Here is a 19,969-nt window from a genome sequence, read left to right on the forward strand (position 1 = left end):
GGGATTCAGTATAGCGTGGATCCTGCCGAGTCTCCCTAAGCGCCCGTTTTGTTCAGTATTTCAAAGGTAAGTGATTGATAGAAATCAAAATACCGCGTTTAAGTTCAACGCATCCGGTATCCCGAAGTTCTGCAAGGATCCGCATTATGCCGCTACGAGAAAGATACGTTCTGCTTTGGATGTAATTTGCTGCGGTAATATTGCTGCGGATACGCTCCGATTCGTTCATCAGTTCAAGCAACTGGAACCGGATTATTTCATATGAGGACATCTGTGATATCAATGTGCAGTGCTCGTAAACGCGAGAAGCGGTGTAAATCACTAATTTGCACAAACTCTCCCACAGTCCAAAACTCTCGATCAGCAGATTGAAACGTTCCAGAGAAAGGCGGCTCATCACAGCATTTTCATTCACTCTGACGTACAGGTTTTCGGTCTGTGAGAACTGATTACTGATACCCATAATGAAAGTCGCTTGTTCAGAGTTAAGCACCATACCATCCCCTCGTCGGTTCAGCGTGACACCACCTTGATGAAGTATGTAACAGGTTCTTTTTTTACCGGAATGATAGCGCAGGACTTCGCCTTTATTCGCATTAAAACGCGTGGCAAAGGGAGCGATTTGTTCAATAATTTTATTGATATCATCAACGGGCTTAAATGCATGTGCAGGAGTAACCTCAGTGATTTCTCCCGTTGACATTTTAGTATTCATATTAATCCCTCCAGACGCTCTTTATGTTTGTCAAAAGATGCGTCAGAGATTATCTATCCGATGGGAGTATAAATAAATAATAGGTTGATTTCATAATGGACTCAGCCATTAACAAATATTTAATAATTTGAAATAGACCAATTAAACAAGTTTTACGTGTTAAAGAATAGTTAAGATTAAAGTCTACTGTTGGGCTAAAAACCAATTGTCGAAAAAATTAAACTTCTGTAAATTTCGCTTCAGCAAGTGAGAGGGTGAAAACAAAGTTATCGAATAAATATCTTTGCGTTCTGCTTACTGCACGTTGGAAATGAGATGTCTGGCGCAAAAATAAATGGCCTAAATCCATCTGGATGTTGCTGCCTAAATTTCGGTAATTTATAAAGTTATTAAGGAAATTAAATCATGAAAAAGAATATTATTGCTGCTGCTTTCGCTGCGACTGCTGCTCTGACCATGTCTAATGCATTCGCTTCTGCTGGTACCGTTAATTTCACCGGTGAAATCATCGACGCAGCGTGCACCGTTGACGCGGGTTCTGTAAACCAGACCGTTGATCTGGGCCGTTACAGCAAATCTGAATTTACCGCTGCTGGCGATAAAACCGCTGCGACTAAATTCTCAATCGTGCTGACCAACTGCCCGGCAACCGTAACAGGCGCAACCATCAAGTTTGACGGTTCTGCGGACCCAGCAAACTCCAACCTGCTGGCTGTAACCGGTGGCGCAACGGGCGTTGCCATTAACCTGATGACGGCTGATAGCCAGGACCTGCCGCTGGCGGGCGTTAACTCCCACCTTTACAGCCTGGCTGAAACTGTACCAAACACGCTGGACTTCTTTGCTCAGTACGAAGCAACGTCAGCAACTGTTGGCGTAGGTCCAGCAAACGGTGTAGCTAACTTCTCCGTTAGCTACCAGTAATCTTCCTGACCGGAAAAATATATGAGGGCCGGTATACGGCCCTTTTTTATCGAGGTGTAAAATGAATTTTCTTAGCAAAACTTTAATTGCCTGCGCAGTGATTTCAGCAAGCGTATCCGCCGCCAATGCGGGTGTTATTATTGGCGGAACGCGTGTCGTCTATGATGGCAATAAAAAAGAAGCTTCCATTGATGTTAACAACCCGGATAAGACGCCGTACCTTATTCAGTCATGGGTTGAGACATTAAATGGTGGCGCTGAGAAAGCTCCTTTTATTATTACCCCTCCGTTGTATCGACTCGATGGCGGTCAGCAAAACATTGAGCGTGTCGTGGTGACTGGCAACTTGCCGCAGGATAAGGAAAGTCTCTACTGGCTGAATATTAAAGCGATACCGTCAGCGCCCAAAAAAGATAATACGCTGCAAATAGCGATTAAAACGCGCATTAAGCTGATATACCGTCCTGCAGGCTTAAAGTCTCAGCAGCCGCAGGAGTTGAGTCATCAGTTAACCTGGCGTCGAAATGGTAATCAACTTCAGGTTACCAACCCAACCAGCTATGTCATTAACTTTAATGAAATCAGTCTGGGCGGTAAAAAAATTGAAAATGTTTCGTATGTACTTCCTGGGGAATCAATGAATTTCACGCTACCTGCTGGCGCTAACTCAACCTCTGTTAATTATAAAGTCATTAATGATTATGGAGCGGTGAGTGACGTGCAAAGCGCAAGCTTGTGAAAATAATTGGTTTTGGAATGTCGTTTCCAAGGTGACGTGAATGATGATAGTAAGGGAATATAATAATTTTAAACCTGCGCGATTGGCTTTACTGATTGCATTTGCCCTTGCTGGCTCAATGCAGAATGCCATGGCGCGTGATTACTTCAACCCGGACCTGGTTGAGCTCGATAATCCGCAAAATGGAGGTAAAGCCGATCTCGCTGCGTTTGAAGCGGGCTCGCAGGCGCCGGGAACTTATCACGTCGATGTGATGCTGGATAACGAACTTGTTGATACGCGCGATATCGAATTCAAAATCTCTGGTGCTCCCAATGATGAGGGGAAATTAGAACCTTGTCTGACCGTGGAGCAGCTTAAAGAGTGGGGCGTAAAAACCGAGCTTTTTCCGGCGCTTGCGGTGAACAACGAACGTTGTGCAAACCTGCACGCGATACCTTCCGGATCCACTGAATTCCAGTTTGGCGCACAGCGTCTGCTCATCAGCATTCCGCAGGCGGCGATTTCTCGTCAGGCCCGCGGATACGTTCCACCAGAACAGTGGGATGACGGAATCACGGCTGCACTGCTCAACTACAGCCTGAGTGGCGCTAACAACCGCTCGCGCAACGGGAGCAGTGATACCAGCAACACGCAGTACGCTAATTTACGTCCGGGAATCAACATTGGGCCATGGCGTCTGCGCAATTACACGACCTGGTCACGGGATGAAGATGGCAAGGACAAATGGGACAGCGTTTATACCTACGCCCAGCGCGCGATCGTTCCGTTAAAAGCGCAGATGACCCTCGGGGACAGCACTGCGCCTGCCGATGTCTTTGACAGTATGCCGTTCCGCGGTGCGCAGCTGGCCTCAGATGATGACATGCAACCTGACTCCCTCAAGGGGTACGCACCCGTCGTCCGCGGTATCGCGCGTACCAATGCGCAGGTCATTGTCCGTCAGAATGGGTATGAGATTTACCAGACCTACGTTGCGCCTGGCGCCTTCGAGATCACGGATATGTATCCGACCGGGGGGGCGGGCGATCTGCAGGTAACAATTAAAGAGGCTGACGGTAGCATTCAACAATTCACCGTCCCTTATGCTTCACTGCCCGTACTACAGCGTGAAGGCCGATTCAAGTACGCCGTCACGGGTGGGCAATATCGTTCCTATAACGGTAGCGTAGACAAGACACCGTTTGCGCAAATTACGGGCATCTATGGCTTACCGTATGGCTTAACGGCGTACGGCGGTGGTCAAACGTCGAGTCACTACCAGTCGATCGCTGCCGGTATGGGCAAGAATATGGGTGACCTCGGCGCAGTTTCTGTCGACGTCATTCAGGCATGGTCCACCCCACAAAATCTGCCGAGCGATAGCGGCCAGTCCTGGCGAGCACGCTACAGTAAGAACTTTGTCGACACCGGCACTAACTTTGCTATTGCAGGCTACCGCTATTCGACCAAAGGCTTTTACGGTATGCAGGAAGTGCTTGATTCATATGGCGATAACGGTGTGATGCAAAACAGACGTCGTAACCGTATGGAGCTGACGATGAACCAGTCTCTGGGCGGTTCATTAGGCTCGATCATGGTGAGCGCCGTTCGCGAAGATTACTGGAACTCCGGGCGAGCCATGGAGTCCTGGAGTCTGGGGTATAACAATTTCTGGAACGGCATCAGCTACGGTTTGACGTTTACCTCAACGCGTAACGGGACGCCTGGTACCTACGGTAACCCTACGAGCTATGACAAAGACCGGATGGTGGCGTTTAACATCAGCGTGCCGCTGGATAAATTCCTGCCGCAGACGTGGGCAAACTACAGCGTTAATAACAGTAAAAATAGCGGAACGACTCATACGGTTGGCATCAACGGGACCGCGCTGGAAAACAATGCCCTGAACTGGAACGTTCAGCAGGGCTATGGCAGCGATAATGTCGGATACAGCGGCAACGTAAACGGTGATTACAAGGGTACCTATGGTGAGGTGACGGCAGGGTACAGCTACGACCAGAACAATGAGCGTCTGAACTACGGAATCCAGGGCGGGGTCATTGCGCATGCTGACGGCGTGACGTTATCGCAACCGCTGGGGGAAACGAACGTCCTGGTTAAAGTGCCTGGGGCGAAAGGTCTGATAGTGCGAAACCAAACGGGCGCGAAAACGGACTATCGGGGATATACAACGGTAAATAACGTCAACGTCTACCGTAAAAACGATATCGTAATCGACCCAGAAAGTATGTCCGATGATGTAGAACTGGATCTCACGACCCGGACCGTTGTGCCGACTCGCGGAGCTATTGTTCGCGCTGAATATACTGCCAACGTTGGTCAGCGTGCATTGTTTACGTTATTGCGCGGTAACGGACAGCCCATTCCCTTTGGGGCGATTGTCAGCGTGGGTGGTATTAAAAATAGCGGCTTTATTGTCGGCGATAATGGGCAGGTTTATCTCACAGGCTTAGGCGAGAAGGTCGACCTTATCGCGCAATGGGGTGAGGGTAGTGATAAGCAGTGTAAAGCCTCATACGTTTTAAAACCTTCCGATGTTAAAAATAACATTGCGGTTGTCAGTACTGTTTGTCGATAGGAAACAAAATGAATCTGCTTAAAATTTTTTTGCTGTTGATTTTGACGTTAATATCCGTAGAAAGCTTTGCTGGCTGCACAAACAATATCTCTGCGCAAAACTTTAATTTAAATTTTAGTAACATTACTGCGCAGCGCGATGTGGCGCCGGGAACGGTTGTTGCTGCACAATCGGGTATTTACAATGTGAATTACTCATGTACTGATTCTGCGAATACTTACCAGGAAGCGATGAGCGGTAGTTCTCTGGGGAACAGCCTCTATGATATAGGCGTGAGTGGCTATGGTGTGCGTGTTTCAGAAAATGATACAGGCGGCGGTTTCCACCACTACTTTCCAATGTCGTTCACTATTGGCAGCTATAGTGCGTCTTATATGTATAAAGTTGAGTTGGTAAGGACAACCGCTCCCGCTGTATCCGGTGCACTTCGCAGTGGACAAATTGCTAACGTATCTATTTCGAACCAATTTTTCATCGCGACATGGAATATTACTGGAGGGAGCATTACAACACTTGCTTGTAGTACTTCTTCGGGATCGCTGAGTTTCCCAATAGGTAATATCCCCGCGACAAGCTTTGGTTCAACAGTAGGTACTACGCCAGCCAATGCTCAGGTTACCCAGACTCTCGGACTAACGTGCAATCCTGGAGCAAATATCAATATTTCTTTGAGTGGACAGCAAAATCCTGATGTGGTCAATACAAGTGTTTTAGCCTTATCGGGTCAAGGGGGGCCGGGAGTAGCGCAAGGTGTCGGGGTGCAAATATTATATGGAGGTACACCTCTCAATCTTAATAATACTGTTTTCCTTAAGCAATCTGGGGGTGGGTTGGAGTCATTCCCAATCGTGGCACGTTATTATCAGACTAAATCAGCTGTTTTACCCGGAACAGCAAATGCAACAGCAACGTTGAACATTACCTATCAATAAGGGGATAAATGTGAATATTAAATGTTTAGTCCTGAGCTTGTCCGCAATGATACCGATTTTGTCTTATTCAGCAGATGCGGTAAATATTAACGTGACTGGTAATATCGTGGCGTCACCCTGTATTGTCAACGGAGGAGCAAACAGCCTTTATGTTGATTTAGGTAATATTCAGGCAACAGCACTCGCAGCTCCTGGCTCATCATCTACTGCAGTGCCGTTTACATTGACAGTCACAAACTGCCCAACAGGCACAAGTACTGTCAGAGCAGATATTGGTGGTCTTGCATCCCACGACTCACCTAACCTTTATGAGAATTCAGGTACGGCAGGGAATGCCTCTGTTGTTTTGTATGATGGCGTAACTGGTGATTATTTAGGTCCTGGCACTACAGTCTTTAAAACTGTCCAGAGTGACCGTACAGCATCGATGGCGTTTAAAGTTGGCGCATATTCTCTTCATGGTAATACAACGCCTGGTTCAATTAATACGGCGATAGTTATTACAATGAGTTATCAATAAAGACTAGATCATATGAATAATAAACTCTTTTTATTTGCCTTCCTCCTGAGTTCAGCCCCTTTAATTACCTGCGCTGATACCACTATCATTGTTACTGGCCAGGTCATTGCCAGCCCGTGTGTCGTTGACACGGGCACCGTTTCTAAAGTGGTCAATCTGGGGGAAGATACAAAGCAAAATCTCATCAATGCCGGTGACGGTGGCGTCTGGTCTGACTTTGATCTGCTGGTGCAAAATTGTCCCACAGGCACCAGCAGCGTAACGGCCAAATTTACCGGTAATGCAGATACGCAAGATCCCACGGCATGGAAAAACAGCGGAACCAGCAACAATGTTGCATTACGTATCGCCAGCAGGGATCATGCGACAACATATAGCGTAAACAGCACAATGCAGGTCAACGTCGATAACAGTACGCGCAGCTCGACATTTCCCCTGTCAGCGAGAATGTTTACGCCGCAGGGAAATTCCACTGCTGGAACTTTCCAGTCAGTAATGAACGTTGATTTTACCTATCAGTAACGGCTGAAATATCTTTTTTAAAATAATAAGTTTGAGACATCCATGTTGATTAATTCCTTGCTTGAGCATGCTATATGCGGTGTTCGGTTCCAGCCTATCTATTCTTCACAGGAAAAGAAGATAAAGGCTTGGGAGATGCTAAGTACCTTACGTCAGGGAATTGATTGCGAAACGTTTTTTGAAAAGATGTCTTTAAGTGCAAGCTCTCGTTTGCTGCGCTGGCAGTTGCGTATAATTCCTCTGTGTGAAGAGGATGGTGACTATTTTATTAACGTCCCCGCAAGATTATTATGCCAATCAGAATTGGTCAGTGAAATATTGCCCAGCCTGCGTTCTGGTATCGTTATTGAGGTACAAGATCCGTGCAATTTTATTTTGCTAACAAATGAAGAGCGAGAGAGTTTTGATATAATGCATCAGAGAATAAAAAAAACAGGTGCAAAGATATGGTTGGATGATGTTAGAAGTGAGCATTTAGCGCCGCTGGGTGAACGTATTTGCATATTTGATGGTGTTAAAGTAGATAAAAAGAGCTTGTGGGAAAACAGATTGACTCCCCGGGCCTTACAATCAATGATAGCCTACTGCGCTATGATGGTAGATCAGGTGCTTATTGAAGGCATCGAAAATAACGAACTGTTTTCTTTGGCTCAGAATACTGGATGCAATTTAATGCAGGGATTTCTTTGGCCTGAAAAAAAGTTGAGTGTCGATTATGTCTCGGTCTGATAAATGATAAATGATAAATGTTTTAATTAAAGAAGATGATTTTTTATATCACCATAGCCTCAGGTCATTTGTTGAAGATTTTTTTAACAATGAATATACAAAAAAAGTCAATTTTCTCAATGGCTATGATGTGGAGAATATTGCTCGGGCGGAAATAATCGTTTATGCGTTCAGCAAGGGCGAACATTATACCTGTTTCCCGGAATTAAAATGTGCGCGTAAATGCGTCATAATTGGTATTACCGAAGCGGAAGAGCCATCGTCATCGTTTTTACCGTTCTGCATTCAGCAGACCTTTTTTGTGTCGCGCTCAGCGTCACTCTATCTGTTGAAGAGGGTATTGCGCCAGGCCTGGAGTGCATACAGTGCGCCCGTTATCCCTGTCCTTTCAAAAGCCTGTTTAAGCTGTAAGCATAAAACGTTATCACAGCGTGAGCTCAATATTATGGCCGGTCTTTTCAAGGGGGAATCCGTCAAAAACATAGCCAGGGAGATGATGCTTACGCCAAAGACGATCTATGCCCATAAGTATGCGGTTATGCATAAGTTTAACCTGAGCAGTGAGCATGAATTGCTGGAGCTCCTGAACCGCTTGCTTGAAAAGCGCTGTAACCCCAATTTGTTTCGTGATGCATTAGATCTGTTTCATTAGGGAATTACCCGGCCAAAAAGATGATCATTCTGGTGCCGGGTAAACCTGATGCTATTTACGCTGTTCCTCAGACGTTCGCCGCGCTCATCAGCCGCGACTTCATGGACTGATACGCCGACGCCGCATAGTCCTCCGCCCAGCGCTGATCCTCAATGGCCTCCAGTTGCACCGCACAATATTTTGTCTCCGGCGTTTTTGATACGGGGTCGAGATTATCCTGCGTCAGCTCGTTGCAGGCCCCGATCCACCATTGATAGGTCATATAGACCGCCCCGGCGTTGATGCGCTCGCTAATGCTGGCGCGGGTGATCACTTTACCCCGGCGCGAACGTACCCAGACCAGTTGACCGTCGCTAATACCTAGTCTGTCCGCATCGGCAGGATTCACCTGCACCCGTCCCGGCTCATCGGCGAGGCTTTGCAGCGCGGCGCAGTTCCCGGTCATCGAGCGGCAGGAGTAGTGCCCAACTTCGCGTACCGTGCAGAGTACCAGCGGATAATCATCATCGGGCGTCTCGGCCGGCGCGCGCCACGGTGCGGCAAAGAGCTGCCCTTTACCGCTCGGGGTATCGAACTGATTATCTTTGTAGAGGTACGGCGTGCCGGGGTGATCGAGCGTCGGGCACGGCCACTGCACGTGGCCCATCTCGCCCATTTTTTCATACGTCACGCCGTAGAAGAGCGGGCACAGCTCGCGCATTTCATCCCAGATCTGCTGGTTATCGTCGTAATGCATCGGATAGCCCATCTCGGTGGCGAGCAGGCTGATGATCTCCCAGTCGCGCTTCACGTTGCCTTTGGCCTCAATAGCCTGGCCAAAACGCTGGAAACCCCGGTCGGCGCAGGTAAAGACGCCGCCGTGTTCGCCCCAGGAGGTGGCCGGGAGCAGAACGTCCGCCACTTCCGCCGTTTTGGTCATAAAGATGTCCTGAACCACCACGAAGTCAAGCGCCTCGAAACCGCTGCGGACCAGGCCGAGATCGGCTTCCGTCTGCAGCGGATCTTCCCCCATGATGTAATAGGCTTTGACCTTGCCTTCCAGCGCAAGGTGAGGCACTTCGGTAATGCGAGTTCCAACGCGATCGTCCATGTTATTCACGTCAATCCCCCAGGCATCGGCGAACTTCTGCCGGACAGCCGGATCGGTCACATCCTGATAGCCGGGGAACATATTCGGCAGAACGCCCATATCGCAGGCGCCCTGAACATTGTTTTGCCCGCGCACGGGACCGACACCGACGGCAGGGCGGCCGAGGTTGCCGGTCAGCAGTGCCAGGCTGGAAAGTCCTTTGACGACATCGACGGCCTGGCCAAACTGGGTCACGCCCATTCCCCACATTACGGTGGCGGAAGGGGCCGCCGCGAAGGTGCGCATTGCCTGACGAACGTCGCGGGCGGGGATGCCGGTGAGGTGTTCTACGCGCTCTGGGGCATACTCTTTCACCGTCTGCCGATAGGCCTCAAGTCCTTCGGTAAACCGCGCGACGTAATTCTTGTCGTACAGCTCCTCTTCCAGAAGCACATAGCCAAAGGCGTTCACCAGCGCCATGTTGCTACCGTTCTTCAATTGCAGATGCTGATCGGCAATGCGCGCCGTTTCGATGCGGCGCGGGTCGCAGACGATGATTTTCGCGCCGTTTTCACGGGCTTTTAGCACGCGCCGGGCGACGATAGGGTGGGAGTCTGCGCAGTTATAGCCAAATACCAGCAGGCATTTGGAGTGTTCAATATCGTTGATAGAGTTGCTCATTGCACCGTTGCCGAGGGTCTCCTGAAGTCCGGCGACGGAAGGACCGTGACAAACGCGCGCGCAGCAATCGACGTTGTTGGTGTGCAGCACCGCGCGGGCAAATTTTTGCATCACGTAGTTGGTTTCATTCCCGGTACCGCGCGACGACCCGGTGGTCATAATCGAACGCGGGCCGAACTGGGCTTTAATGCTGCTGAGCTTCTGGGCGGTGTAGCGGATAGCCTCTTCCCAGGTCACGGGAGTGAATGTCTCTCCCTTGCGGTAGCGGATCATCGGCTGGGTCAGGCGTGGGGTGAGCAGGCGGGTATCGTTAAGGAAATCCCATCCGTAAAATCCTTTCAGGCATAGCGTGCCCTGGTTTGTGGCCCCCTCTGCCGCTTCGGCACGGATGATACGGTTATTCTCAACGACAAGGTTTAGTTTGCAGCCTGCACCACAGTAAGGGCAGACGCTGGCGATTTTTTTCATCAATAACAGACCTGTTAAGAAATGAAGCAAAATGACTGGTAAGCCCAGTCCCGTAACAGGGAGTAAGCAGAAACCATGCCATCTTTATAACGCTTCTTTACAGGGGGTTATGAAGAGAGGGGGGTGTCATCGTCAGCATGTTCGACAATTCTGACGATGACACGATCGCTGAATGGCAGGGCGTTTAAACGTCATCCATGGTGTAGCCCACAACGATCTCAAGCGTCTTACGAATAACATCCGCCTGCACAACGTCTCTGGTCGCTTCCAGCGTCTGAATGAGCCACAGGATGATCGCTTTATTGGAAATATGACCTTCAGAGGCCAGAACACAGCGTACTGCAGTAGAAAAAATAGCGGACTCTTCAGCAAAACGATCGCCTGCGTGACGGAAATATTCCGCCAGCGCACTGTCTAAAAAAGCAGAGTGGTATTCGGGTTGAAGCTGAATATTTTGTCTCATTTGTTCTCACCGTAGCTGTTAAAATGCAGTCAATGTATTTTTTTGGGATCGGACGGCTTTCCCTTTCCAAACAACGACACTACATTGCCTCTGTTATCATTGAGAGGTCCCTCTCTGCTCATTCGTCCTTGCGCGGTTCTGCGACGTTTTAATCCGAGGCTTTTTGATCCGATATCGGCAATCGCCTTCGCCAGTGTCTCCCGCCGCCGGGGATTCTTTTCATGTGTTTTCATCTGCCGCAGACGCTGAACCAGAGCTTCAGTTGTAACGGGGCCACGCTCTCTCAAAAGAGAAAGAACGGCTTCGCCAATCAGCTGATCGGTCAGTTTGTCTGCGTCACTGCTGTTCATCACGTTATCGTTCGAAGAGCAAGCCAAGCAGCATATGGTAATGCTGTTCCTCTTCGGGGCCCTCGGCCCTTTCAAGGCGACTTAACAGTTTGGTACAGAGCGATTTGCGATTGAGATTTCGCCCGTCGCTAAGGATCTCAACAACGACCTGACCCAGCGTTTCCTGTTGGGTGGGAAGCGTGGCTTTTTCGAAGTACTGTGCGATTGCTGCTGCGGAATCTGCGACGTAACCTTTCTGCTGCATGTTTCGCTCCTGTAAAATTTTGTAATCAGTAACGTTACATTTAAGGTATACACTTTTTCTAAATTTGTACATTAAAAATGTACAAATTTTTAATAGAATCAGGATATATTTTATAAATACTCTATTTTTCAATTAGTTGTTTGTTGTTCATGAAACGGTAATGCTACAGAATATATTGTACAAATCGCACAGCCGCTGTTAAGTTGTACAACACTTGTGAGAGTGCCATTAACGGGCGTAAATGATTGAGATGTAAATTATTTGTGAGGCAATTAATGTGCTATAAGAGAAGTCTCTCCACATGTTTTTGTGGTCAAAACCCTTAACCCCCAGGAATCGCATGCTTACAACCATCATTTACCGCAGTCATATCTGCGAGGACGTTCCAGTGAAAGCACTGGAAGCTATGGTCGCTGCTGCAAATAATAAAAACCGGCAAGCCAACGTCACGGGGATCTTGTTGTTTAACGGCACACATTTTTTTCAGTTGCTTGAGGGGCCAGTGGAGCATGTTTCTGCTATTTATGAGGAGATCTGCAACGACCCGCGACACCATAACGTAGTCGAGCTGATGCGCGATCACGGGCCTGTTCGGCGTTTTGGCAAGGTGGGGATGGAGCTTTTTGATTTGCGCCAGTTCGACAGGAACGAGGTGCTGCAACAGGTGCTGAACAAGGGAACAACACGCTATCAGCTGACTTACAATGACCGTCCGCTGCAGTTTTTCCGTACCTTTGTCGAGGCCACGGAAAAAGCTAACTATTTTGAACTGCCGCCTGCGGATTCCTGGGAGTTCGTTCGCGAAGAAACACGCTTGTCAGCGCAACCCGAGGTGGTCGCGAAAGGAGCGGATTGCAGCTTTGCTTTCCAGCCGATAGTCGATCCGTTTATGCAGCAGGTCGTCTCCTGGGAGGCACTTCTCCGCACGCCTGACGGCGGCGCACCGGGGATCTACTTTGCCAATCTGCCGCGTGACGACGTGTATACCTCTGATTTGCACAGCAAGCAGGTGGCCCTCTCAATGGCCAGCGCACTCGGGTTGCAGAACCAGACGTTATCCCTCAACCTGCTGCCTATGACGCTGGTTAACATTCCTAACGCCGTTGATTTCCTGCTCACCGCGATTGGAGCAAACGGTTTTGTTCCTGAGCAAATTGTGGTGGAGTTTACCGAAAGTGAAGCCATTTCCCGTTTTGACGAGTTCACGGATTCAGTCAGACAGCTAAAAAGTGCAGGCATCAGCGTGACGATCGATCACTTTGGTGCCGGCTTTGCGGGACTACAGCTACTGGCCCAATTCCAGCCCGACAGAATTAAGATTAATCGCGATCTCGTCGCGAACGTGCATAAAAGTGGCCCTCGACAGGCCATCATTCAGGCGATTATCAAATGCTGTTCCTCGCTTGAAATTCAGTTCTGCGCGGTCGGCGTGGAGAAGGCAGAAGAGTGGATGTGGCTGGAATCTGCGGGCATTTCCCAGTTCCAGGGCCATCTGTTTGCAAGCCCCCGGCATGGCGGAATTCCGGCGATTGCATGGCCGGAGAAGAAATTCGATTTTTGATAAAGCTGTACAAAATTCGGCAGACTTAGCTGTACGAGAAGCAAACTTTAGACAACAATGTATTAACAGGTGAAGGGAGAACGACCCCTTTCACCTGTGCAAAATGCGGTCTTAGTTATACAAATGGTTTGTACAATCTGATAAGGTTGGTGTAGTTAGGTATGGAAGTTCTGAGCGTGAGGGAGTTAATGGCCTATTACAGTATCGGCGAAGTGGCCGAACGATGCGGTATCAACCCCGTTACGCTGCGTGCCTGGCAGCGACGTTATGGATTGTTGAAGCCGCAGCGCAGCGAAGGGGGTCATCGTCAGTTTGACGATGAAGATATCCTGCGTATTGAAGAGATCAAACGCCTGATGAAAAGCGGCGTTTCGGTCGGAAAAGTAAAAGCCTTGCTGGAAAATAAAGAAGTCTTGACTCAGGGTAACTGGGTCTCGTTCCAGGAAGAGATGATGACCGTTCTGCGTTATGCCAGCCCGGCAAAGCTGCGCGCCAAAATCGGTGAGTTCCGCCGGGATCACGCCATGGATGCGCTGATTGATAACATCATTTCCCCCGTCCGCCAGCGAATGAATCAGGATCAAAATACTGTACGCCACATGGCGAGCATGCTTGACGGCGTCCTGATTGAATTCGCGGTTCTAAGCCTGGCGGAGTCGCGCAAGAAAGCGGGTAAAGATGCGTTGCTTATCGGCTGGGAATGCGATGACCGTACCCATCTTTGGCTTGAAGCCGCGCGGCTGGCGCATCAAGGCTGGCACATTGACGTGCTGGCGGACCCGATTGATTCTCCGCGTCCTGAACTTTTCCCGGGGCAAAAAATCTTCGTCTGGACGGGAAAGACGCCAACACCGCGTCAGCAGGAACAGCTGGATCACTGGCGTGAGCAGGGTTTTAGCGTTTCATTTCACCAATAATAATCAGAGGCCTTGAGGGCCTTTTATTGTTTTAGACACTTCCAGAACAAAAGCTATCTCAAAAATAGGCATTTCCGATACATATTTTACTTTTCCTCTCTTCGCTGTTTTCTCCAACAGATAATCCATTAATTTTCAAAGTATTGAACAATTAAATCCATCCTGCCTGCATCCTGCCACAGGGTCTATGCTTAATAAAAGTAGACAAAAAGGGCGGTTTAGCCGAATGCCCCTGCTGACAGAGGGTTGAAGTGATAATCGTTATCACTAACATGGTGTTATGCCCTGATGGCTAATCAGATGAGGTGGACCTATGGAACTGCATTCAGAAACCTTCAATCCTGCCGATTTTGCCTGGCGAGGATTAACGCTCACGCCTGCGGCGGCAGCGCATATCCACGAGCTGGTAGCAAAAAATCCCGACATTCTCGGCGTGCGCTTAGGCGTTAAGCAGACCGGCTGCGCGGGCTTTGGCTACGTGCTGGATACCGTCACCGCACCGGAAAAAGATGACCTGGTGTTTGAAACCGACGGCGCAAAGCTGTACGTCGCGCTGCAGGCTATGCCGTTTATCGATGGAACCGAAGTGGATTACGTGCGGGAAGGTTTAAACCAGTTATTCAAATTTCATAACCCGAAAGCCCAGAACGAATGCGGCTGCGGCGAAAGCTTTGGGGTATAGGCGGTACTATGTCTCGTAATACTGAAGCAACGAGTGATGTAAACACCTGGAGCGGCGGACACCTCAACTATAAAGAGGGTTTTTTCACGCAGCTGCAGACCGACGAGCTGGCGAAAGGCATTAATGAAGATGTGGTGCGCGCCATTTCGGCCAAACGTAACGAGCCCGAGTGGATGCTCGAATTTCGCCTGAGCGCGTTCCGCGCCTGGCTGGAGATGGAAGAGCCGCACTGGCTGAAAGCCCACTACGACAAGCTGAACTATCAGGATTACAGCTACTACTCCGCGCCCTCCTGCGGCAGCTGTGACGATACCTGCGCCTCGCAGCCCGGCGCGGTCCAGCAGACCGGTGCCGAGAACAGCTTCCTGAGCAAAGAGGTTGAAGAGGCGTTTAACCAGCTGGGCGTGCCCGTGCGCGAGGGGAGAGAGGTGGCGGTAGACGCCATTTTCGACTCCGTCTCGGTGGCGACCACCTACCGTGAAAAGCTGGCCGAGCAGGGGATCATTTTCTGCTCCTTTGGCGAAGCCATTCATGACCATCCCGATCTGGTGAAAAAGTACATCGGCACCGTGGTACCGAGCAACGATAACTTCTTCGCCGCGCTGAATGCCGCGGTAGCCTCTGACGGCACCTTTATCTACGTGCCGAAAGGCGTACGCTGCCCGATGGAGCTCTCCACCTATTTCCGCATCAACGCCGAAAAAACCGGACAGTTTGAACGCACCATTCTGGTAGCGGACGAAGGCAGCTACGTCAGCTATATCGAAGGGTGCTCCGCCCCGGTGCGCGACAGCTACCAGCTGCACGCGGCGGTGGTAGAGGTCATCATTCACAAAGACGCCGAGGTGAAATACTCCACGGTGCAGAACTGGTTCCCCGGCGACGGCAATACCGGCGGTATCCTGAACTTCGTCACCAAGCGTGCGCTGTGCGAAGGCGAAAACAGCAAAATGTCCTGGACGCAGTCGGAAACCGGCTCCGCTATTACCTGGAAATACCCGAGCTGTATTCTGCGCGGGGATAACTCCATCGGTGAGTTTTACTCGGTGGCGCTGACCAGCGGGCATCAGCAGGCCGATACCGGCACCAAGATGATCCACATTGGGAAAAACACCAAATCGACGATTATCTCGAAGGGGATCTCCGCCGGGCATAGCCAGAACAGCTATCGCGGGCTGGTGAAAATCATGCCGACGGCCACCAACGCGCGTAACTTCACCCAGTGTGATTCAATGCTGATCGGTGCCGACTGCGGGGCGCATACCTTCCCGTACGTGGAGTGTCGCAACAACACGGCTCAGCTGGAGCACGAGGCGACCACGTCGCGCATTGGGGAAGATCAGCTCTTCTACTGCCTGCAGCGCGGCATCAGCGAAGAAGATGCCATTTCGATGATTGTGAACGGCTTCTGTAAGGACGTGTTCTCTGAACTGCCGCTGGAATTCGCCGTTGAAGCACAAAAACTCCTCGCCATTAGTCTTGAACACAGCGTCGGTTAAGGAAAGCACATGTTAAGTATTAAAGATTTACAGGTTAGCGTGGAAGAGAAAGCGATCCTGCGCGGTCTCAATTTTGACGTCAAGCCGGGTGAAGTTCACACCATCATGGGGCCAAACGGCTCCGGGAAAAGTACGCTTTCAGCGACGCTGGCGGGACGCGAAGATTACGAAGTGACAGGCGGCTCGGTCGAATTTAACGGCAAAGATCTTCTGGAGATGTCGCCGGAAGACCGCGCGGGTGAGGGCATCTTTATGGCCTTCCAGTACCCGGTGGAAATTCCGGGCGTCAGCAACCAGTTTTTCCTCCAGACGGCGCTGAATGCGGTGCGCAAGTATCGCGGCCAGGAGGCGCTGGATCGCTTCGACTTCCAGGATCTCATGGAAGAGAAGATCAAACTGCTGAAAATGCCGGAAGACCTGCTGGCCCGCTCGGTCAACGTCGGCTTTTCCGGCGGCGAGAAAAAGCGTAACGACATCCTGCAGATGGCGGTGCTGGAGCCCGAGCTGTGCATTCTGGATGAGACCGACTCCGGTCTGGATATCGACGCCCTGAAGATTGTCGCCGACGGGGTGAATTCCCTGCGCGACGGCAAGCGCTCGTTCATTATTGTCACCCACTACCAGCGCATTCTGGACTACATCAAGCCGGACTACGTCCACGTGCTTTACCAGGGACGTATTGTGAAATCCGGTGATTTTACGCTGGTTAAACAACTGGAGGAGCAGGGCTATGGCTGGCTTACCGAACAGCAGTAATGCGCTCCAGCAGTGGCACCGGCTGTTTGAGGAGCAGGGTAATACGCGCTCCGAGCAGGCGCAGCAGCACCTGCAGCAGATGCTGCGCCTCGGCCTGCCGACGCGGAAGCATGAGAACTGGAAATACACCCCACTCGACGGCCTGCTGAACGGCGAGTTTGTGACGCGTCTGGCGGAGATTGATCCGGCCCGGCGCGACGATCTGGCGCTGACGGTGGATGCGGTGCGTCTGGTCTTTGTCGATGGCGTCTGGCGTCCAGAACTGAGTGATGACACCCGGGATAGCGGGTTCGATATCGTCATTAACGACGACCGCCAGAGCCTGAGCGCCCCGGTTCAGCCGGAAGTCTTCCTCCACCTGACCGAGAGCCTGGCCCGCAGCGTGACGCATATTCAGGTCAAGCGTAACCAGCGTCCGGCAAAACCGCTGCTGCTGATGCACATCACACAGGGCGTGGAGGGCGATGAGATCAACACCGCGCACTATCGCCATCACCTTGAGCTGGCGGAGGGGGCGGAGGCCACGGTAATCGAACATTACGTCAGTCTCAACGAGACCCGCCACTTTACCGGGTCGCGGCTGACGATGAACGTTGCCGCCAATGCGCAGCTTCACCATATTAAGCTGGCGTTTGAGAATCCGCAGAGCCACCATTTTGCCCATAACGATCTCCTGCTGGGCCAGGATGCCGCGGCGTACAGCCACAGCTTCCTGCTCGGCGGCGCGGTGCTGCGCCACAACACCAGCACGCAGCTTAACGGTGAAAACACTACGTTGCGCATCAACAGCCTGGCGATGCCGGTGAAGGCAGAAGTGTGCGACACGCGCACCTGGCTTGAGCACAACAAAGGCTACTGCAACAGCCGACAACTGCACAAAACCATCGTCAGCGATAAAGGGCGGGCGGTGTTTAACGGCCTGATTAACGTGGCCCAGCACGCCATCAAAACCGACGGGCAGATGACCAACAACAATCTGCTGCTGGGGCGTCTGGCGGAAGTGGACACCAAGCCGCAGCTGGAGATCTACGCCGACGACGTAAAATGCAGCCACGGCGCGACGGTCGGTCGGATCGACGACGAGCAGATGTTCTACCTGCGCTCGCGCGGCATCGACCAGCAGGCGGCGCAGAAAATGATCATCTACGCCTTTGCGGCGGAGCTTACGGAAGCGCTGCACGATGGCGTATTGAAGCAGCAGGTGCTGGCCCGCATTGGTCAGCGTCTGCCCGGAGGCGAAGCATGAGTTTTCCCGTAGAGAAAGTGCGGGCCGATTTCCCGGTTCTGACCCGTGAAGTGAACGGCCTGCCGCTGGCCTATCTCGACAGCGCGGCCAGCGCGCAGAAGCCGAATCAGGTGGTGGATGCGGAAGCCGAGTTCTATCGCCACGGCTACGCCGCCGTGCATCGCGGTATTCATACCCTGAGCGCCGAGGCGACCCAGCGCATGGAAAACGTGCGCACGCAAATTGCAGCCTTCCTCAATGCACGCCTGCCGGAAGAGCTGGTATTTGTGCGCGGCACAACCGAGGGGATTAACCTCGTCGCCAACAGCTGGGGCAACGCCCAGGTGCGCGCGGGGGATAACATCATCATCACCCAGATGGAGCACCACGCCAATATTGTGCCGTGGCAGATGCTCTGCGAGCGTGTCGGCGCACAGCTGCGGGTCGTTCCGTTGAACGACGATGGCACGCTGCAGCTGGAGCAGCTTGACGCCCTGCTGGACGATAAAACGCGGCTGGTGGCGGTCACCCAGGTCTCTAACGTGCTGGGCACCGAAAACCCGGTGACAGAGATTATCGCAAAAGCCCATCAGGCCGGCGCGAAGGTGCTGATTGACGGCGCGCAGGCGGTGATGCACCACGCGGTGGACGTGCAGGCGCTGGACTGCGATTTCTACGTATTCTCCGGGCATAAGCTCTATGGCCCGACCGGGATTGGCGTGCTGTATGTGAAAGAGGACATCCTGCAGGCGATGCCGCCGTGGGAAGGAGGCGGATCGATGATCGCCACCGTCAGCCTGACGGAAGGGACGACCTACGCCCGCGCGCCCTGGCGTTTCGAGGCGGGCACCCCCAACACTGGCGGGATTATCGGCCTGGGGGCGGCGGTGTCTTACGTCTCCGCAATCGGCCTGGACGCCATCCAGGAGTACGAACAGTTGCTGATGCACTACGCGCTGCAGGAGCTTGCCAGCGTGCCTGACCTTACCCTGTATGGCCCGGCTGACAGACAGGGCGTGATTGCCTTTAACCTGGGGAAACACCACGCCTATGACGTGGGCAGCTTCCTCGATAACTACGGCGTGGCCGTCCGTACCGGGCACCACTGCGCCATGCCGCTGATGGCCTTTTATCAAGTGCCGGCAATGTGCCGCGCATCGCTGGTGATGTATAACACAATGGAAGAGGTCGACAGGCTGGTGGCGGGGCTTAAGCGCATTCACCAACTGCTGGGCTAAGAAGAGGCAAAAGATGGCAGAACTGCCGGACAGAGACAAATTGCTGCGCAACTTTGGACGCTGTGCAAACTGGGAAGAGAAGTACCTTTATATCATCGAGCTGGGGCAGCGTCTGCCGCCGCTCGGTGAAGAGGGGCATAACCCGGAAAACATTATTCAGGGCTGCCAGAGCCAGGTGTGGATTGTGATGGAGCAGTCTGACGACGGCACTATCGCCCTGCACGGCGACAGCGATGCGGCCATTGTAAAAGGGCTGATTGCGGTCGTCTTTATTCTTTACCACCGGATGTCGGCGCAGGATATCGTCGCGTTCGATGTCCGCCCGTGGTTTGAAAAAATGGCCCTGACCCAACACCTCACCCCGTCCCGCTCCCAGGGGCTGGAAGCGATGATTCGCGCCATTCGCGCCAAAGCTGCAATCCTTAGCTAGACTTACAGAACAGCATTCATTCTGTTTCGCGAGGTGGTTCCCGCCTCGCTGGTTTTTCAGCTTTCTGGCATC

21 protein-coding genes are annotated in these 19,969 nt (G+C 51.6%); 16 read left to right on the top strand and 5 right to left on the bottom strand.

Features of this window, described 5'->3' with window-relative positions; translation table 11 throughout:
* Positions 1-52: 52 nt before the first annotated feature.
* Positions 53-715: a winged helix-turn-helix transcriptional regulator gene (locus IM284_RS03610; protein WP_047368376.1), complete on the bottom strand. Its 663-nt coding sequence runs from the start codon at positions 713-715 to the stop codon at positions 53-55.
* A 405-nt stretch (positions 716-1,120) separates the two neighbouring features.
* On the opposite strand from IM284_RS03610, the gene IM284_RS03615 reads away from it, so the two are divergent.
* The 8 genes from IM284_RS03615 to IM284_RS03650 all read left to right on the top strand — a co-directional run bounded on the left by IM284_RS03615 (position 1,121) and on the right by IM284_RS03650 (position 8,314).
* The gene (locus IM284_RS03615; protein ID WP_047368377.1) at positions 1,121-1,639 is read left to right on the top strand and encodes a fimbrial protein; all 519 of its coding nucleotides are present in this window, start codon (positions 1,121-1,123) and stop codon (positions 1,637-1,639) included.
* Positions 1,640-1,700: 61 nt separating this feature from the next.
* A complete protein-coding gene (locus IM284_RS03620) occupies positions 1,701-2,378 on the top strand; it encodes a molecular chaperone (protein ID WP_028012853.1) in 678 nt (225 codons plus the stop codon).
* 40 nt (positions 2,379-2,418) lie between these two features.
* Positions 2,419-4,959 carry a fimbria/pilus outer membrane usher protein gene (locus tag IM284_RS03625; RefSeq protein WP_226838531.1) on the top strand — a complete coding sequence of 847 codons (2,541 nt, stop codon included), beginning with the start codon at positions 2,419-2,421 and terminating at the stop codon, positions 4,957-4,959.
* Positions 4,960-4,967: 8 nt separating this feature from the next.
* The gene (locus tag IM284_RS03630; RefSeq protein WP_072058753.1) at positions 4,968-5,891 is read left to right on the top strand and encodes a fimbrial protein; all 924 of its coding nucleotides are present in this window, start codon (positions 4,968-4,970) and stop codon (positions 5,889-5,891) included.
* A gap of 10 nt (positions 5,892-5,901) precedes the next feature.
* Positions 5,902-6,411 (top strand): fimbrial protein, encoded by a 510-nt coding sequence (locus tag IM284_RS03635; protein ID WP_126326128.1) that lies wholly within the window; start codon positions 5,902-5,904, stop codon positions 6,409-6,411.
* A gap of 12 nt (positions 6,412-6,423) precedes the next feature.
* Positions 6,424-6,933 (top strand): fimbrial protein, encoded by a 510-nt coding sequence (locus tag IM284_RS03640; protein WP_047368379.1) that lies wholly within the window; start codon positions 6,424-6,426, stop codon positions 6,931-6,933.
* Between the two features lie 42 nt (positions 6,934-6,975).
* Positions 6,976-7,662 carry an EAL domain-containing protein gene (locus IM284_RS03645; protein ID WP_047368380.1) on the top strand — a complete coding sequence of 229 codons (687 nt, stop codon included), beginning with the start codon at positions 6,976-6,978 and terminating at the stop codon, positions 7,660-7,662.
* A gap of 10 nt (positions 7,663-7,672) precedes the next feature.
* Positions 7,673-8,314: a LuxR C-terminal-related transcriptional regulator gene (locus IM284_RS03650; protein WP_047368381.1), complete on the top strand. Its 642-nt coding sequence runs from the start codon at positions 7,673-7,675 to the stop codon at positions 8,312-8,314.
* Between the two features lie 67 nt (positions 8,315-8,381).
* Here IM284_RS03650 and fdhF read toward each other — a convergent pair whose 3' ends face one another.
* The 4 genes from fdhF to ycgZ form a co-directional block, all read right to left on the bottom strand.
* The gene (gene fdhF / locus IM284_RS03655; RefSeq protein ID WP_047368382.1) at positions 8,382-10,532 is read right to left on the bottom strand and encodes a formate dehydrogenase subunit alpha; all 2,151 of its coding nucleotides are present in this window, start codon (positions 10,530-10,532) and stop codon (positions 8,382-8,384) included.
* A 184-nt stretch (positions 10,533-10,716) separates the two neighbouring features.
* The gene (locus IM284_RS03660; protein WP_047368383.1) at positions 10,717-10,995 is read right to left on the bottom strand and encodes a biofilm development regulator YmgB/AriR family protein; all 279 of its coding nucleotides are present in this window, start codon (positions 10,993-10,995) and stop codon (positions 10,717-10,719) included.
* Between the two features lie 29 nt (positions 10,996-11,024).
* A complete protein-coding gene (locus tag IM284_RS03665; RefSeq protein WP_047368384.1) occupies positions 11,025-11,345 on the bottom strand; it encodes a hypothetical protein in 321 nt (106 codons plus the stop codon).
* A gap of 4 nt (positions 11,346-11,349) precedes the next feature.
* On the bottom strand, positions 11,350-11,589 hold the full coding sequence (ycgZ, locus tag IM284_RS03670; RefSeq protein WP_028012861.1) for a regulatory protein YcgZ: 240 nt from the start codon (positions 11,587-11,589) through the stop codon (positions 11,350-11,352).
* A 340-nt stretch (positions 11,590-11,929) separates the two neighbouring features.
* Here ycgZ and IM284_RS03675 point away from each other — a divergent pair, with 340 nt between their 5' ends.
* From IM284_RS03675 to sufE, 8 genes are all read left to right on the top strand, one after another.
* Positions 11,930-13,150, top strand: coding sequence for a diguanylate phosphodiesterase (locus IM284_RS03675; RefSeq protein ID WP_047368385.1), 1,221 nt, complete (start codon positions 11,930-11,932; stop codon positions 13,148-13,150).
* 188 nt (positions 13,151-13,338) lie between these two features.
* On the top strand, positions 13,339-14,067 hold the full coding sequence (locus IM284_RS03680; RefSeq protein WP_047368386.1) for a MerR family transcriptional regulator: 729 nt from the start codon (positions 13,339-13,341) through the stop codon (positions 14,065-14,067).
* A gap of 313 nt (positions 14,068-14,380) precedes the next feature.
* The gene (gene sufA, locus IM284_RS03685) at positions 14,381-14,749 is read left to right on the top strand and encodes a Fe-S cluster assembly scaffold SufA (protein ID WP_041910386.1); all 369 of its coding nucleotides are present in this window, start codon (positions 14,381-14,383) and stop codon (positions 14,747-14,749) included.
* Positions 14,750-14,757: 8 nt separating this feature from the next.
* Positions 14,758-16,248, top strand: a complete 1,491-nt coding sequence (sufB, locus tag IM284_RS03690; RefSeq protein ID WP_028012865.1) for a Fe-S cluster assembly protein SufB — start codon at positions 14,758-14,760, stop codon at positions 16,246-16,248.
* 9 nt (positions 16,249-16,257) lie between these two features.
* Positions 16,258-17,004, top strand: coding sequence for a Fe-S cluster assembly ATPase SufC (gene sufC / locus IM284_RS03695; RefSeq protein WP_193055727.1), 747 nt, complete (start codon positions 16,258-16,260; stop codon positions 17,002-17,004).
* Entirely contained in the window at positions 16,979-18,250 is a 1,272-nt protein-coding gene (gene sufD / locus IM284_RS03700; protein WP_047368388.1) for a Fe-S cluster assembly protein SufD, read from the top strand. Before sufC ends, sufD begins: the two co-directional genes overlap by 26 nt.
* A complete protein-coding gene (gene sufS / locus IM284_RS03705; protein ID WP_028012868.1) occupies positions 18,247-19,467 on the top strand; it encodes a cysteine desulfurase SufS in 1,221 nt (406 codons plus the stop codon). The genes sufD and sufS overlap by 4 nt, the downstream gene beginning before the upstream one ends.
* A gap of 13 nt (positions 19,468-19,480) precedes the next feature.
* Entirely contained in the window at positions 19,481-19,897 is a 417-nt protein-coding gene (gene sufE / locus IM284_RS03710; protein ID WP_047368389.1) for a cysteine desulfuration protein SufE, read from the top strand.
* The last annotated feature ends 72 nt before the right edge of the window (positions 19,898-19,969 follow it).

The organism is Enterobacter cloacae complex sp. P12RS, from assembly GCF_014895875.1.
GTDB lineage: Bacteria > Pseudomonadota > Gammaproteobacteria > Enterobacterales > Enterobacteriaceae > Enterobacter > Enterobacter bugandensis.